The organism is Knoellia flava TL1, from assembly GCF_000768675.1.
Classification (GTDB): Bacteria; Actinomycetota; Actinomycetes; order Actinomycetales; family Dermatophilaceae; genus Knoellia; species Knoellia flava.
In genome coordinates, this window is the sequence record NZ_AVPI01000018.1 from 22,786 (window position 1) to 37,747 (window position 14,962).

The window sequence follows — 14,962 nt, forward strand, 5'->3', positions numbered from 1 at the left end:
ACCCGTCGACGCTCAGCCGTGCAGGCGCCACCCACGCTGCTCCAGCCCCTCCGACAGCGACGCCGCCGCTCCCGGAACGACGTCGACCTCCGCGAGCCCGAACGCCTGCCCGAGACCGTGGTCGAGGTGGAACTCCTCGATGTTGGTCCCGATCTCACCGACGTCGGCGAAGAGCCTGCCGAGCTGTCCCGGCTCGTCCGGGATGAGGACGCGGACGGTGGTGTATGCCGTCGGCGCGGCTCCGTGCTTGCCGGGGATCCGCGCGTGGCCGGCGTTGCCCGCGGCGATGGCCCGGGCGAGGGTGCCCCGGGCGCCCGGTGCGTCGGCGTCGCTGCCGAGGGCGTCGAGGGCACGGATGACGCCGTCGAGGTCGGAGGCGAGCGAGGCGAGGACGTCGCGCACGGCGTGTGCGTTGCCCGAGAGGATCTGGGTCCACAGGTGCGGGTCGCTCGCCGCGATCCGCGTGACGTCGCGCAGGCCCTGTCCGGCCAGCGCCACCGACGAGTCGGCGAGGTGCTCGAGCCGCGCGGCGACGAGGCTGGCGACGAGCTGCGGGACGTGCGAGACCGACGCGACGGCGGCGTCGTGGTCGGCGGGGTCGAGGGTGACGATGGCGGCGCCGGCACTCGTGGCGACCGTGCGAACGAGCTCGACAGCGGCCGGGCTCGTCTCGGAGGTCGGGGTGAGGACCCACGCGCGCCCGTGGAAGAGGTCGTGCCGCCCGGCCACCGCACCGCTGCGCTCGCGACCGGCCATCGGGTGAGAACCGCAGAACCGGGTGAGGTCGGCGCCGCGCTCGCGCAGCACGTCGATGACCGCGACCTTGACCGAGGCCACGTCGGTGACGACCGCGTCCGGGAAGCGCTCGAGGGCGGACGCGACGCACGCCGCCGTGGAGTCCGGTGGGGTCGCGACGACGACGAGCTCGGGCTGCTCGGCGGCTTGTGTGCCCCCCAGGGGAGACGTCGTCTCCCCCGCACCGAGGTCGCGGGCGAGGGCGGCGTTCGTGGTGGAGATGTCCTCGAGGGTCACGGACCCGCCGGCGCGCGTCAGCGCGAGGCCGAGGCTCGTGCCGATGAGACCGGTGCCGACGACGTGGACGCGCGGCGGGACGGGCGCCTCGCTCACATCCCCGCCGCCGAGTAGAGCTCGCCGACCTCGCCCTTGGTGAGACGGCGGAACTTGCCGGGCTTGGTGTCGCCGAGACGGATCGGTCCGACCTGGGTGCGCACGAGCGACAGCACGGGGTGGCCCGCCTCGGCGAGCATCCGGCGGACGATGTGCTTGCGGCCCTCGTGGAGGATGACCTCGACGATCGCCTTGCCCGGTTGGCTGTCGACGACGCGGAACGAGTCGACCTGCACCGGCCCGTCCTCGAGCTCGATGCCCTCGCGCAAGCGCTTGCCGAGGTCGCGTGGGACCGGCCCGCGGATCTGGGCGAGATAGGTCTTGAGCACGCCGTACTTCGGGTGCTGGAGCCGGTGTGCGAGGTCGCCGTCGTTGGTGAGGAGCAGCAGGCCCTCGGTGTCGGCGTCGAGGCGGCCGACGTGGAAGAGCCGCTCCTTGCGGTCTCCGAAGTAGTCGCCGATGTCGATCCGCCCGAGCTCGTCGTTCATCGACGTCACGACGTTGAGCGGCTTGTTGAACGCGAGGTAGACCCGCGACTCGTCGAGCGTGACCCGCACGCCGTCGACGTGGACGACCTGGTCAGCGTTGATGCGCACACCGAGCTCGGTGACCACTTGGCCGTCGACCTCGACGCGGCCGTCGGTGATGAGCTGCTCGCACACCCTGCGCGACCCCACGCCCGCCGAGGCGAGGAGCTTCTGGAGCCGTATGCCGTCGGGGTCGTGGACGTCAACCGGCTTCGACCGAGGCCGGTCGGGCATCGAGGTCGGCTGGCTCTTCTTCGTCGTGCCGACGCCGCGGGGGCGACCGCCACCGGCGCCCGCACCCGGACCGGCACCGGCTCCCCGCGGACTGCCGGACGCGCCGCGGGCACCACCCTGCCCGGCACCGCGGCCACGGCCACCGGACGGCTTCTTCGCGGGTCCGCCGCGTCGGTTCTGCGGCGGGGTCATGACCGGCCGCTCTCTGCGATCTCGTCGAGCACGTCGACCTCCGGGAGGTAGGGAGCAAGGGCTGGCAGGTCGTCGAGCGACTGCAGGCCGAGCCGCTCGAGGAAGGTGGCGGTCGTGCCGTAGAGGTTGGCGGTCGACTCCTCGTCGGTGCCCACCTCCTCGATGAGACCGCGCGTGAGCAGGGTGCGGATGACGCCGTCGACGTTGACGCCGCGGACGGCCGCGACGCGAGAGCGAGAGACAGGCTGGCGGTAGGCGATGACGGCGAGCGTCTCGAGCGAGGCCTGGGTGAGCCGGGCCTGCTGGCCGTCGAGGAGGAACTTGCTCACGACCGGGGCGTACTCGGGACGGCTGTAGACGCGCCACCCGCCACCGACGTTGCGGAGGCAGAAGCCTCGCTGCTGCGCGGCATACCCCTCCTCGAGCTCGGCGAGGGCGGTCTCGACGTCGGGCACGGGGACCTCGAGGGCAGAGGCGAGGGCGAGCTCGGTGACCGGCTCGTCGACGACCATGAGGACCGCCTCGACAGCGCCGCGCAGGCCGCCCGGGAAGTCGCCCACGTCGAAGGCGAGCTGGTCCGGCGGCACCTCGTCGACGACGCCCTCCTCGCGGACGTCGTCCGGCGTCGTGTCGGTCAGGTCGATGTCACTCATGGTCAGCCTCTCGCTGATCGGTGTCGGTCGCCCCGGGGGCAGGACCGGAGTCGGTGTCGTCGGCGCTGCGCCCTGCGGCGTCCGCTGACGCGGCGTCCGACGAAGCGGCGTCCGCGGTGGCGGCGTCCGCTGCAGGCGCGTCGTCGTCGAACTCGTCGTCGACGTCGATGTCGCCCTCCATGGACCCGGTCCAGCGCACGGTGAGCTCACCGAGGGCCTCGGCCTGCTCGAAGGTGATGGCCGACTCCCGGAAGAGCTCGAGCAGGGCGAGGAAGCGGGCGACGATGACGAGGGTGCTGTCGGCGTCGCGCACGAGTGTCCGGAAGGACGACACGCCGTCGCGACGAAGCCTCTTGCCGATGATGGTCGCCTGCTCGCGGACGCTGACCGCCGGTGCGTGCAGGTGGCCGAGGCCGACCGTGTCGACCGGCTTCGGCGTGAGCGCGCCGGCGGCGATCATCGCGAGCTGCTCGGGCGTGACCGTCATGACGAGCTCGGGCAGGAGCTTGGCGAACTGCGGCTCGATGCCCGCCTGCCGCGGGGTCATCCGCGCGGCCGTCGCCATCCGCTCGTCGAAGGTGCGCGCGATGTCCTTGAAGGCGCGGTACTGGAGCAGGCGTGCGAAGAGCAGGTCGCGCGCCTCGATGAGGGCGAGGTCGTCCTCGTCCTCCGGCCCGACCTGCGGCAGCAGACGGGCGGCCTTGATGTCGAGCAGGGTGGCCGCGACGAGGAGGAACTCCGAGGCCTGCGAGAGGTCCCAGGAGTCGCCGCCCTTGGCCTGCTCGGCCTTGATGTGCGCGATGAACTCGTCGGTCACGCGCGCGAGGGCGATCTCGGTGATGTCGAGCTTGTGCTTCGAGATGAGGCCGAGGAGGAGGTCGAACGGCCCCGAGAAGACGTCGAGATGGACCTCGAAGGCCGTCGTCGCCGCCCGTCGCGTCAGGACGCCGCCGGGTGCCTCGGCCAGAGTGTCAGGCTGCTCCGCCACGGGCGATGAGCTCTCTCGCGAGCTGGCGGTAGGCGCCAGCGCCCTTGTGGGTGGAGTCGTAGGTCGTGATCGGCTCGGCCGCCAGGGTCGCGTCGGGGAACTTCACCGTCCGGCTGATGACCGTGTGGAAGACCCGCTCGCCGAAGTGCTCGACGACGCTCGCGACGACCTCCTTGGAGTGGAGGGTGCGCCCGTCGTACATCGTCGCGAGGATGCCGTCGACCTGGAGGCGCGGGTTGAGCCGGTCGGTGATCTTCTCGATCGTCTCGACGAGCAGGGCGACACCGCGCATGGCGAAGAACTCGCACTCGAGCGGGATGAGCACGCCGTGGGCTGCCGTGAGCGCGTTGACGGTGAGCAGGCCGAGCGAGGGCTGGCAGTCGATGAGCACGACGTCGTAGTCGTCGAGGACCGGGCGCAGCACGCGCGCGAGGATCTGCTCGCGGGCGACCTCACCGACGAGCTGGACCTCGGCGGCCGAGAGGTCGATGTTGGCAGGGATGACGTCGAGACCCTCGACCTTGGTGCGCTGGATGACGTCACGGATGTCGTGGCCGCGCTCGGTGAGCAGGTTGTAGACGGTGACGTCGAGCTGGTGCGCCGGGATGCCGAGACCCACCGACAGCGCGCCCTGCGGGTCGAAGTCGACGAGGAGGACCCGGCGGCCGTACTCGGCGAGTGCGGCTCCGAGGTTGATGGTCGTCGTCGTCTTGCCGACGCCGCCCTTCTGGTTGCACATCGCGATGACGCGTGCCGGGCCGTGGCTCGCCAGTGGCGGCGGCTCGGGGAAGGTCGGCAGTGGACGACCGGTCGGACCCGGCTGCCCCGCGGGCGGCTCGGTCCCGGGAAGGTGACCGCTGGCGCCGTTGGCCGAGGTCCCGAGGCCGTCGGACGTCTGCATTGAGGTCACCACGGCGTCGATGTCTGACGAATCCATCTCTCTCCCGGAACTGGCGTGCACGCGGTCAGCATCCCGCTGATCGCCACGACACTATCAGCGCGCACGCGGGTGGCTCTGTGCATAGACCTCGCGCAGCTGCTGCACGGTGACGAGCGTGTAGACCTGCGTCGTCGTCACCGACGCGTGGCCGAGGAGCTCCTGCACGACACGCACGTCCGCACCACCCTCGAGGAGGTGGGTCGCGAACGAGTGCCTCAGGGTGTGCGGCGACAGGTGACCCGGCAGCTGGGCCCGCTCGGCCGCTGCCCGCAGGACCGCCCACGCGCTCTGGCGCGAGAGTCGCGCCCCCCGCTGGTTGAGGAAGATCGCCGGGGTGCCCCTGCCCTTCGCCGAGAACGTGCTTCTCCCCCGGACGAGGTATGCCGTGAGCGCCTCCCTCGCGTACGACCCCAGCGGCACGAGCCGCTGCTTGCCGCCCTTCCCCTCGAGCCGGACGACGCCCGCCTCCACGTCGACGTCGTCGACGTCGAGCCCGACGGCCTCGGAGATGCGGGCGCCGGTGCCGTAGAGGACCTCGAGGAGGGCCCGGTCACGGAGCGAGGCAGGCGTGTCTCCGACCGACGCGGCCTCGAGCAGGCGCTCCACCTCGTCGAGGCTGATCGCCTTGGGGAGCCGCGACGGCGCCGGCGGAGGGCTCACGGCAGCAGTCGGGTCCGCGTCGACCTCCCCCTCGACGGCGAGGAAACGGTGCAGCCCCCGGACCGCGACGAGGGTGCGCGCCGCGGATGTCGCGGCGAGCGGCGGGTGTGCGTCGTCGCCCTCCCGCAGCCGCGCGAGGAACTCGCTGACGTGCCGCTCGCTCACCGACGCCGGGTCGTCGACACCGATCGAGACGAGGTATGCCGTCCACCTCCGCAGGTCGCGCCGGTAGGCCTTGAGCGTGTTGGCCGACACACCGCGCTCCACGTCGAGGTGCGTCAGCCAGGAGCGGACGGCTCGCTCGACCCCGTTCGCGACCCGTGCGTCCGCAAGTCTGGGGGTCATCCCGCCACACTGCCGGACGCAACGACAGAGCCCACCCTTGCGTCCGCAAGTCTGGGGGTCATGTCGTCATCTCTGCGGACGTCAGGAGGGGCCGGGCTCAGGCCAGGACCTCGGCGAGGTCACGGTGCTCCATGCCGTGGGCCTCCGCCACGGGTCCGCAGACGACGTCGCCGGCGTGCGTGTTGATGCCCAGCCCGAGACCCGGGTCCTTGCGCGAGGCCTCGAGCCAGCCGCCGTTCGCGAGGCGGACGGCATACGGGAGGGTGGCGTTGGTGAGCGCCCACGTCGAGGTGTTGGGCACGGCACCCGGCATGTTTGCGACGCAGTAGAAGACCGAGTTGTGGACCTCGTAGGTCGGGTCCGCGTGGGTCGTGGCCCGGGTGTCCTCGAAGCAGCCGCCCTGGTCGACGGCGATGTCGACGAGGACCGAGCCGGGCTTCATCTGCGAGACGAGCTCGTTCGAGACGAGCGTGGGGGCCTTGGCGCCGGGGACGAGGACGGCGCCGATGACCATGTCGGCCTCCATGACCTGCTGGCGGATCGCCAGGGTCGAGGACGCGAGGCCGTGGACGCGGTTGTTGTAGCGCCAGAAGCTCATGCGGAGCTTGTCGAGGTCGGTGTCCAGCAGGGTGACGTCGGCGCCCATGCCGAGTGCGATGTTCGCGGCGTTCTGGCCCGAGACACCGGCGCCGATGATGACGACCTTGGCGTTGGCCACACCGCCCACACCGCCCATGAGGACCCCGCGTCCGCCCTGCGGCTTGGTGAGCGAGTAGGCGCCGACCTGGGGCGCCAGGCAGCCCGCGACCTCGGACATCGGGTAGAGCAGCGGCAGCGCGCCGGAGGGCAGCTGGACGGTCTCGTAGGCGATCGACGTCGTGCGCCTGGCGACGAGCTCCTTGGTCAGCGGCTCATCCGCGGCGAGGTGGAGGTAGGTGAAGAGCGTGAGGTCCTCACGGAGACGGTGGTACTCCTCGGCGATCGGCTCCTTGACCTTCATCACCATCTCGGCCTCGCCCCAGACGTCGTCGGCGTCGTCGAGGATCCGAGCTCCCTGCGAGACGAACTCCTCGTCGGTGATGGACGACCCCAGCCCGGCGCCCTTCTGGATGAGCACCTCGTGCCCGTGCCCGACGAGCTCGTGCACACCGACCGGCGTGATGCCGACCCGGAACTCGTTGTTCTTGACTTCGCTGGGGATGCCGATGCGCACCGATGACTCCTTCGTCGTGGTCGCGGTGGATGTGCCGCAGTGCGAGTGTAGGACCCGTGAAGCTCTATGCAGACCTGCCCGGGCGACGCCTGCTCCAGATCCTCGTTGACGTCGGACTGCTCGTCTGGGTGGTGCTCTGGGCGGAGGTCGGGCGGCGCGTCCACGACGTGACGATGGGGCTCGCCGAGCCGGGACGGCGGCTGCAGGGGGCGGGTGCCGGGTTCCGCGAGAGGCTCACCGCGGCCGGCGACGGGGTGGACGACCTCCCACTGCTCGAGGACCGCATCGCCGGACCGTTCCGCTCCGCCGCCGGAGCCGGCACCGACATCGAGCGGGCGGGCAGTGACCTGGTCAACGCGGTGGAGCGCCTCGCCCTGCTCATCGGGTGGACGACGGCGCTCGTGCCGATCCTCGTCGTCGGTCTGTGGTGGGCCGTCGCCCGAGCGCGATTCGTCCGACGGGCCTCGTCGGCGCAGCGGTTCGTCGACGCCGACGACGACCTCGACCTCTTCGCGTTGCGCGCCATGGCCAACCAGCCGATGGCGGTGCTCGCGAGGGTGTCGGACGACCCCAGCGGGGCGTGGCGGCGCGGCGACCGCGAGACGATCCGGGCGCTGGCGCTGCTCGAACTCAGGGACTCGGGGCTGCGGCCGCCACGAGTGGCGTGAGGTCCTCGGTCTTCGGAGTCCAGGCGGCGGGGTCGGCGTCGACCTGCTCGCCCGAGCGGATGTCCTTGACCTGGTGCTCGACATCGCCGGACCCGGGGAACCAGACGAACGGGATCCCGCGTCGGTCGGCGTAGCGGATCTGCTTGCCGAACTTCGCCGCGCTCGGGGCGACCTCGCACGGGATGCCGCGGGCCCTCAGCGCGGCGGCGACGGCCGCGGACTCGCCCCGGCTCTCCTCCTCGACGACGGCGACGAGCACGGCCGCGGGCGTCGAGCGCGACGCCGTGACGAGCCCCTTGGACAGGAGCAGGCCCAGCAGGCGGGAGACGCCGATGGAGATGCCGACACCGGGATAGGTGGTCTTCCCGTCGCTCGCGAGGGCGTCGTAGCGTCCGCCCGAGCAGAACGAGCCCCACGACTCGTGCCCCTCGAGCTGGGTCTCGTAGACCGTGCCGGTGTAGTAGTCGAGCCCGCGGGCGATCCTGAGGTCGGCGACGAGCGCCCCGGGTGCGGTGTCGAGACCGGCGCGGATGACGGCGGCGAGGGCGTCGAGCCCTTCGTCGAGCACCGGGTGCTCGACGCCGAGCGCGCGCACGCGGTCGACGAAGGAGAGGTCCTCGGTGCGGATCCCGGCGAGCGCGAGGCACTGGTCGGCCTGCTCCTCGGTGCGGCCCGCCTCGACGAGCAGGGCCTTGACCTTCTCGGGCCCGATCTTGTCGAGCTTGTCGACGATGCGGAGCGTGCCCGCGACGTCCTCGATGCCGATGCCCCGGTAGAAGCCCTCGGGGATCTTGCGGTTGTTGACCTGGATCGTCATCCGGCCGATCGGCAGCCGGCGGAACACCTCGGCGACGACGAGCGGCATCTCCGCCTCGAAGTGCGGCGCGAGCTCGCCGACGTCGACGACGTCGATGTCGGCCTGCGTGAACTCGCGGTAGCGCCCCTCCTGGGGGCGCTCGCCACGCCACACCTTCTGGATCTGGTAGCGGCGGTAGGGGAAGGCGAGCCTGCCCGCGTTCTCGAGGACGAACCGGGCGAAGGGCACGGTGAGGTCGAAGTGCAGGCCGAGCTCGGGCTCTCGGGAGGAGCGCTCCCCCGGGGCGTCGGCGAGCCGGGTAACTCCGTAGATCTCCTTGTCGGCGTCACCGCCCTTGCCGAGCAGCCGGTCGACCGGCTCCACCGCGCGCGTCTCGAGCGAGGTGAACCCGTGCAGCTCGAACGTCTCGCGGATGACGTCGAGGAAGTGCTGCTCGACGATCCGCTCGGCGGGGAGGTACTCGGGGAAACCGCTCAGCTTGGTGACCTTCACGCGGTCAATCCTTGCAGGTACGGGTTGGTGCCCCGCTCCCGGCGCATCGTCGTCGCCGGTCCGTGCCCGGGCAGGACGAGCGTGGAGTCGGGCAGGGGCAGGACGACGTCGCGCAGGGAGCGCTGCATGGCCGCCCCGTCGCCACCCGGCAGGTCGGTGCGGCCGATGGAGCCGGCAAAGAGCACGTCGCCGCTGATCATCGTGCGGTCGAGCTCCTCCGGGGCACGGACGCCCTCCGGCAGCCGCTCGAACCCGAACATCACCGAGCCCTCCGTGTGCCCCGGCGCGTGGAGCACCTCGAGGTCGAGTCCGGCGAGCGTGAGCGCCTGCCGGTCGGTGACCTCGACGACGGTGCTCGGCTCACTCCACGTCGCCCGGGAGCCGAACTGCTGCTCGAGCATCCCGACGATGCCCGGGCTCGCCGACCCGAGCGGGTCGACGAGCCGGTAGCGGTCGTCCGAGTGGATGTATGCCGCGGTGTCGCCTCCGCAGACCGGCGTCACCGAGTAGACGTGGTCGATGTGGCCGTGGGTGAGCAGGACCGCGGTCGGCTTGAGCCGGTGCTGGGTGAGGACCTCGCGCAGGGTCTCCTCGATCCCGATGCCCGGGTCGACGACGACGCATTCCTCCCCCTCCCCGGGAGCGAGGACGTAGCAGTTGGTGCCGAAGGCCGCGGCGGGGAAGGCGATGGTCAACACACCGGAGAACCCTAGTCGGGTGAGCACACGGCATACCGGCTCCCTAGACTGCGCCGGGTGACGAAGAAGCAGGAGCGCGACCGGGCCCGGCGCAGGTGGCAGAAGCAGCAGGCGACGCTGGCGGCGAGGGCCGAGCGGCGCGACCGCACCAAGCGGGTCGCGGCGATCGTCGCGACGGTCGCCGTCGTGGCCGCGCTCGTCGGCGGTCTCGCCGTCGCGCTCAAGCCGGAGGAGAAGGAGGAGGCCGCCCCGTCGACGACGGTGGCCGGCTGTGAGCAGCCGCCCGCCCCGCTCGGCACCGCGGCCAAGCTCGAGCTGCCCGACAAGGCAACCGCCAAGGCGACGACGTGGACGGCGACGCTCACGACGAACTGCGGTGACATCGTCCTCGACCTCGACGGCGCGAAGGCGCCCCAGGCCGTCGCGTCCTTCATCCAGCTCGCGAAGGCCGACTACTGGCTCAACTCCCCCTGCCAGCGACTCGGCGTCGGCGAGGGCTTCAAGCTGCTCCAGTGCGGCGACCCGACCGGCACCGGCTCGGGCAACCCCGGCTACGGCTTCGGGGTCGAGAACGCGCCGAAGGACGGGACGTACCCGCGCGGCACCGTCGCGATGGCGCGGACGCAGGACCCGGTCAAGGGCAACGGCGGCCAGTTCTTCCTCGTCAACGGCGAGACGACCCTGCCGGACCCGAACGGATACACGATCTTCGGCACGATCACCAAGGGTTTGGATATCGTCGACAAGGTCGCCGCAGCGGGTGTCCAGCCCGGCGGCGAGTCGGAGACCATCGGTGCCCCCAACGCACCCATCAGCATCCTTCGGGTTGCGGTGACTGAGAAGAAGGCATAGCCGTGAGCGACGAGACGACGAGCACCACCCCCGCGGACGGCCCCGTGGAGGAGCAGGCCCCTGAGGCCACGCCCGACGCCACGGCGGAGGTGACGACCCCGCAGACCGAGCAGGCCGCCTCTGGAGCGGAGGCCGAGGCTGTCGAGTCACCCGCTCCGACCGAGGAGACGGCTGCCGCCGAGGAGACGGCTCCGGCCGAGGAGACGGCTCCGGCCGAGGAGACCGCTGCGGCGGCTGGGCCCCGCGCGGTGGAGCCCGAGCCCGCCACCTCCGTGCCGACTCCCGCGACCCCCGCCACCACGGAGCCCGACGTCACCGGCACGCCCGCCGCTGTCGAGGAGACTCCGGCCGCCCAGGAGCCGTCCACAGCCGAGCCGGCCGCGGTCGACCCCGAGCCCGCCACCTCGATGCCGACGCCGGCGACGCCTGCCCCTGCACCGGCGGCTCCTGCACCTGCGGCGCCGAAGCCGGCCGTGCCCTCCCCCGCTGCGCTCGCGTCGCGGATGGCCGCCCGTCCCACCCCGCCGGTGACCCCGGTCGTCCACGAGCACTCGGACTCCGCGCGCTTCGGCCGCGTCGACGACGAGGGCCACGTCTTCGTCACCGTCGGTGAGGAGGAGCGCGAGGTCGGCTCCTACCCCGGGGCGACGCCCGACGAGGCACTGCAGTACTTCGCCCGCAAGTACGACGAGATCGCCGCCTCCGCCGAGCTGCTGGAGCAGCGGCTCGCGAACCCGGACGTCTCCTCGAAGGAGGTCGGTGAGGGCCTCAGCACGCTCAAGGAGCACCTCGCCGAAGCCCACGTCGTCGGCGACCTGGCCGCGCTCGACGCTCGCGTCGCCGCGATCGAGACCGGCCTGGTCACCAAGCGCGAGACCGAGCAGGCTGCCCGCGCCGAGGCCCGTGCCGCGGCCGCCGCCGAGCGCGAGGCGATCGTCTCCGAGGCCGAGGCCATCTCGGGCCAGGACCCGGAGCAGACGCAGTGGAAGCAGAGCGGTGAGCGGATGCGTGCGCTGCTCGAGCAGTGGAAGCAGCACCAGCGCAGCGGGGCCAAGCTCGACAAGCCGACCGAGAACGCCCTCTGGCAGCGCTTCAGCCACGCCCGCAACCACTTCGACAAGGGCCGCCGCAGCTACTTCGCGCAGCTCGACTCCTCGCGTGCCGAGGCCCGCGGCACCAAGGAAGCCCTCGTCAAGGAGGCCGAGGTCCTCGCCACGAGCAAGGACTGGGGCCCGACCGCCCGTGCCTTCAAGAACCTCATGGACCAGTGGCGCCAGGCCGGCCGTGCCTCGCGCGCCGAGGACGACGCCCTGTGGGAGCGCTTCAAGACCGCGCAGGACGCCTTCTTCAACGCCAAGGACGAGGTGGCCGCCGCCGAGGACGAGGAGTTCCGTGCGAACCTCGCCGTCAAGGAGGAGCTGCTCAAGGAGGCCGAGCAGATCCTGCCCGTGACCGACCTCGACCAGGCCAAGGCACAGCTGCGCGTCATCCAGGACAAGTGGGACGCCGCCGGCAAGGTGCCGCGCGCCGACATCGACCGGACCGAGAAGGCCATCCGCCGGATCGAGACGGCCGTGCGGGAGCAGGAGGACCAGAAGTGGAAGTCCTCCAACCCCGAGGTCGCGGCCCGCGCCAACTCGCTCGTCACCCAGCTGCGCAGCTCGATCGAGTCGCTCGAGGCCGACCTCGCCAAGGCCACCGCCTCCGGCAACGACCGTAAGGTCAAGGACCTCACCGCCAAGCTGGAGTCGCAGCAGGCCTGGCTCGCCCAGGCCGAAGCCGCCAACTCCGAGTTCGGCTCCTAGCCCGGCTCAGTTCGCCCCTTGCGTACGTCGTGCACGTCGCGCTGAGGGTCTTCGGTCGACGCAGTCCATCCGACCTGCGCGCGCTGAGCGCGCTCCGGTCTTCCGCCAGGCCCAGCCAGCGCCGACCGAAGACCCTCATCGCTCCTTGAGGGACGCGCGGCTTCCGCACCCATGGGGGCCAGCTCTGACTCTGGGCGCCTGGCATGACGTACCTGAGGGGCACTCAGGCGACTCTTCAGGAGCGCGCGGGTCCGTGGGCGGCGATGGTGGGTCTGGCGGCGGGTCCCACGCTCTGCGTGGGCGCTGGGAGTGCGCGCAGCGCGCGAGCGGCGGATGGATCTCGTCGCCCACGGACCCGCGCGCGACGTCACGTGACCCGCGCGATCCCACGGAACGCGCGACGTGACCTGAGCACCGCCCCTCGGGTCAGGGGCTGGATCGGCTGCGGAGAAACTACGTCTGGGTGATGCGGTAGGCGTCGAAGACGCCGCCGACGTTGCGCACGGCCTTGATGACGTGGTCGAGGTGGCTCGGGTCGCCCATCTCGAACGTGAACTTGAGGCCTGCGACGCGGTCGCGCGAGGTCTGCACCGAGGCGCTGAGAATGTTGACCCCGCTCTCGGAGAGCACGCGCGTGACGTCCGAGAGCAGGGCGGACCGGTCGAGCGCCTCGACCTGGAGCTGCACGAGGAAGACGCTGTTGGCGGTCGGCGCCCACTCGACGTCGATGATCTTGTCCTGCTGGCTGAGCAGCGAGGCGGCGTTGGTGCAGTCGCGGCGGTGGACCGAGACACCCATGCCGCGGGTGACGAACCCGAGGATCTCGTCGCCCGGGACCGGGGTGCAGCAGCGGGCGAGCTTGACCCAGACGTCGGACATGCCCTTGACGACGACGCCGGGGTCGCCGGCGCGACGGCGGCGGTTCAGGACCGGCCGGGGCATCGTCATCTCGGCGAGGTCGTCGCTGGCCTCCTCGCCGCCCTGGGCGGCGACGAGTCGGGCGACGACGTGCTGGGCGCTCACGTGGCCCTCGCCGATCGCGGCATAGAGGCCATCGATGCCGCTGAGCCGCAGCTCCTCGGCGACGCCGGTGAGGGACTCGACCGACGACAGGCGGGCGAGCGGCAGGCTGCGCTTGCGCATCGCCTTGACGAGCGCGTCCTTGCCCTGGTCGATCATCTCCTCGCGTCGCTCGCGGGTGAACCAGTGCCGGATCTTGTTGCGGGCGCGGGCCGACTTGACGAAGGTGAGCCAGTCGCGCGACGGGCCGGCGCTGTCGGCCTTCGAGGTGAGGATGTCGACGGTGTCGCCGTTGTCGAGACGGGACTCGAGCGGCACGAGGCGGCCGTTGACCTTGGCTCCGATGGTGTGGTGGCCGACCTCGGTGTGCACGGCATACGCGAAGTCGACGGGCGTCGAGCCCGCGGGGAGGCCGACGAGCTGTCCCTTGGGGGTGAAGACGTAGACCTCGCTGGCGTTGATCTCGAAGCGCAGCGACTCGAGGAACTCCCCCGGGTCGGCGGTCTCCTTCTGCCAGTCGAGGAGCTGGCGCAGCCACGCCATGTCGTTGGCGCCGGTGTGGCTCGTCGACGGTTGGTCCGCTCCCGCCGGGCCCTTCTCCTTGTACTTCCAGTGGGCCGCGACGCCGTACTCGGCACGGCGGTGCATCGTGTGGGTGCGGATCTGGATCTCGACCGGCTTGCCCTCGGGACCGATGACCGTCGTGTGCAGCGACTGGTACATGTTGAACTTCGGCGTCGCGATGTAGTCCTTGAACCGGCCGGGCACCGGCGTCCACCGTGCGTGCATCGCGCCCAGGGCGGCGTAGCAGTCGCGCACGGTGTCGACGAGGACGCGGACGGCGACGAGGTCGTAGATCTGCTCGAAGTCGCGGCCGCCGACGATCATCTTCTGGTAGACGGAGTAGTAGTGCTTGGGCCGGCCGGTGACGGTGGCCTTGAGTCGCGCAGCACGCAGGTCGGACTCGACGCTCTCGCGCACGGTCGCGAGGTACTCCTCACGCGCTGGTGCGCGCTCGGCGACGAGCCGCACGATCTCGTCGTAGACCTTCGGGTAGAGGGTCTGGAACGAGAGGTCCTCGAGCTCCCACTTGATCGTGTTCATGCCGAGGCGGTGCGCCAGCGGGGCGTAGATCTCGAGCGTCTCGCGGGCCTTGCGCTGCGCCGACTCCTTCGACACGTAGCGCCACGTGCGGGCGTTGTGGAGGCGGTCGGCGAGCTTGATGACGAGGACGCGGATGTCGCGGGCCATCGCGACGACCATCTTGCGCACGGTCTCGGACTGCGCGGCCTGCCCGTAGGTGACCTTGTCGAGCTTGGTCACGCCGTCGACGAGCATGGCGATCTCGGCGCCGAAGTCCTTCTCGAGCTGGTCGAGGCCGTAGTCGGTGTCCTCGACGGTGTCGTGCAGCAGGGCTGCAGCCAGCGTGGGCGGCGTCATGCCGAGCTCGGCGAGGATCGTCGTCACGGCGAGCGGATGCGTGATGTAGGCGTCGCCGCTCTTGCGCATCTGGCCCTCGTGGGCGCGCTCGGCGACCTCGTAGGCGCGCTCGATGACCGAGACGTCCGCCTTGGGGTGGGTCACCCGAACGGTCGTGAGCAGCGGCTCGAGGACGGGGTGGGCGGACGGACGCGACGACCCGAAGCGGGCGAGGCGGGCACGCGCGCGGGCGCGGTTGGAGCCTGCTGCCCCACTGCGCACCGGGATCGGCGTGGTCTCCTCTGCCATGG

At 71.4% G+C, this 14,962-nt stretch carries 13 protein-coding genes; 3 read left to right on the forward strand and 10 right to left on the reverse strand.

The window, feature by feature from the left end; all coding sequences use genetic code 11:
- Positions 1 to 12 precede the first annotated feature (12 nt).
- The 7 genes from N798_RS07680 to ald all read right to left on the reverse strand — a co-directional run bounded on the left by N798_RS07680 (position 13) and on the right by ald (position 6,880).
- Positions 13 to 1,128, reverse strand: a complete 1,116-nt coding sequence (locus N798_RS07680) for a prephenate dehydrogenase (RefSeq protein WP_035947532.1) — start codon at positions 1,126 to 1,128, stop codon at positions 13 to 15.
- Complete coding sequence (locus tag N798_RS07685) at positions 1,125 to 2,081, reverse strand: pseudouridine synthase (protein WP_035947533.1); 957 nt, start codon at positions 2,079 to 2,081, stop codon at positions 1,125 to 1,127. Before N798_RS07685 ends, N798_RS07680 begins: the two co-directional genes overlap by 4 nt.
- Complete coding sequence (gene scpB, locus N798_RS07690) at positions 2,078 to 2,734, reverse strand: SMC-Scp complex subunit ScpB (RefSeq protein WP_035947535.1); 657 nt, start codon at positions 2,732 to 2,734, stop codon at positions 2,078 to 2,080. The genes N798_RS07685 and scpB overlap by 4 nt, the downstream gene beginning before the upstream one ends.
- Entirely contained in the window at positions 2,727 to 3,722 is a 996-nt protein-coding gene (locus tag N798_RS07695; RefSeq protein ID WP_229708255.1) for a segregation and condensation protein A, read from the reverse strand. The genes scpB and N798_RS07695 overlap by 8 nt, the downstream gene beginning before the upstream one ends.
- A complete protein-coding gene (locus N798_RS07700) occupies positions 3,706 to 4,623 on the reverse strand; it encodes a ParA family protein (RefSeq protein ID WP_052117041.1) in 918 nt (305 codons plus the stop codon). The genes N798_RS07695 and N798_RS07700 overlap by 17 nt, the downstream gene beginning before the upstream one ends.
- 93 nt (positions 4,624 to 4,716) lie before the next feature.
- Positions 4,717 to 5,667: a site-specific tyrosine recombinase XerD gene (gene xerD / locus N798_RS07705; RefSeq protein WP_035947537.1), complete on the reverse strand. Its 951-nt coding sequence runs from the start codon at positions 5,665 to 5,667 to the stop codon at positions 4,717 to 4,719.
- A gap of 97 nt (positions 5,668 to 5,764) precedes the next feature.
- Complete coding sequence (gene ald, locus N798_RS07710; protein WP_035947540.1) at positions 5,765 to 6,880, reverse strand: alanine dehydrogenase; 1,116 nt, start codon at positions 6,878 to 6,880, stop codon at positions 5,765 to 5,767.
- Between the two features lie 56 nt (positions 6,881 to 6,936).
- On the opposite strand from ald, the gene N798_RS07715 reads away from it, so the two are divergent.
- On the forward strand, positions 6,937 to 7,548 hold the full coding sequence (locus tag N798_RS07715) for a hypothetical protein (protein WP_035947541.1): 612 nt from the start codon (positions 6,937 to 6,939) through the stop codon (positions 7,546 to 7,548).
- On the opposite strand, the gene hisS is transcribed toward N798_RS07715, so the two are convergent.
- Together hisS and N798_RS07725 are read right to left on the reverse strand one after the other, a co-directional pair.
- Positions 7,511 to 8,857: a histidine--tRNA ligase gene (gene hisS, locus N798_RS07720; protein WP_084100297.1), complete on the reverse strand. Its 1,347-nt coding sequence runs from the start codon at positions 8,855 to 8,857 to the stop codon at positions 7,511 to 7,513. The genes N798_RS07715 and hisS overlap by 38 nt on opposite strands.
- On the reverse strand, positions 8,854 to 9,555 hold the full coding sequence (locus N798_RS07725) for an MBL fold metallo-hydrolase (protein WP_035947544.1): 702 nt from the start codon (positions 9,553 to 9,555) through the stop codon (positions 8,854 to 8,856). The genes hisS and N798_RS07725 overlap by 4 nt, the downstream gene beginning before the upstream one ends.
- A 57-nt stretch (positions 9,556 to 9,612) precedes the next feature.
- Between N798_RS07725 and N798_RS07730 the strand changes: the two genes are divergently transcribed.
- Both N798_RS07730 and N798_RS07735 read left to right on the forward strand, forming a co-directional pair.
- On the forward strand, positions 9,613 to 10,407 hold the full coding sequence (locus N798_RS07730; RefSeq protein WP_035947546.1) for a peptidylprolyl isomerase: 795 nt from the start codon (positions 9,613 to 9,615) through the stop codon (positions 10,405 to 10,407).
- A 2-nt stretch (positions 10,408 to 10,409) separates the two neighbouring features.
- Positions 10,410 to 12,212 (forward strand): DUF349 domain-containing protein, encoded by a 1,803-nt coding sequence (locus tag N798_RS07735; protein ID WP_035947547.1) that lies wholly within the window; start codon positions 10,410 to 10,412, stop codon positions 12,210 to 12,212.
- A gap of 453 nt (positions 12,213 to 12,665) precedes the next feature.
- On the opposite strand, the gene N798_RS07740 is transcribed toward N798_RS07735, so the two are convergent.
- Positions 12,666 to 14,960: a RelA/SpoT family protein gene (locus N798_RS07740; protein ID WP_035947548.1), complete on the reverse strand. Its 2,295-nt coding sequence runs from the start codon at positions 14,958 to 14,960 to the stop codon at positions 12,666 to 12,668.
- Positions 14,961 to 14,962 lie beyond the last annotated feature (2 nt).

Excerpts from the sequence above, each read along its gene's own strand:
- N798_RS07685 (WP_035947533.1), bottom strand. The coding sequence starts at position 2,081 with ATGACCCCGCCGCAGAACCGACGCGGCGGACCCGCGAAGAAGCCGTCC.
- scpB (WP_035947535.1), bottom strand. The coding sequence starts at position 2,734 with ATGAGTGACATCGACCTGACCGACACGACGCCGGACGACGTCCGCGAG.
- N798_RS07700 (WP_052117041.1), bottom strand. The coding sequence starts at position 4,623 with ATGCAGACGTCCGACGGCCTCGGGACCTCGGCCAACGGCGCCAGCGGT.
- xerD (WP_035947537.1), bottom strand. The coding sequence starts at position 5,667 with ATGACCCCCAGACTTGCGGACGCACGGGTCGCGAACGGGGTCGAGCGA.
- N798_RS07740 (WP_035947548.1), bottom strand. The coding sequence starts at position 14,960 with ATGGCAGAGGAGACCACGCCGATCCCGGTGCGCAGTGGGGCAGCAGGC.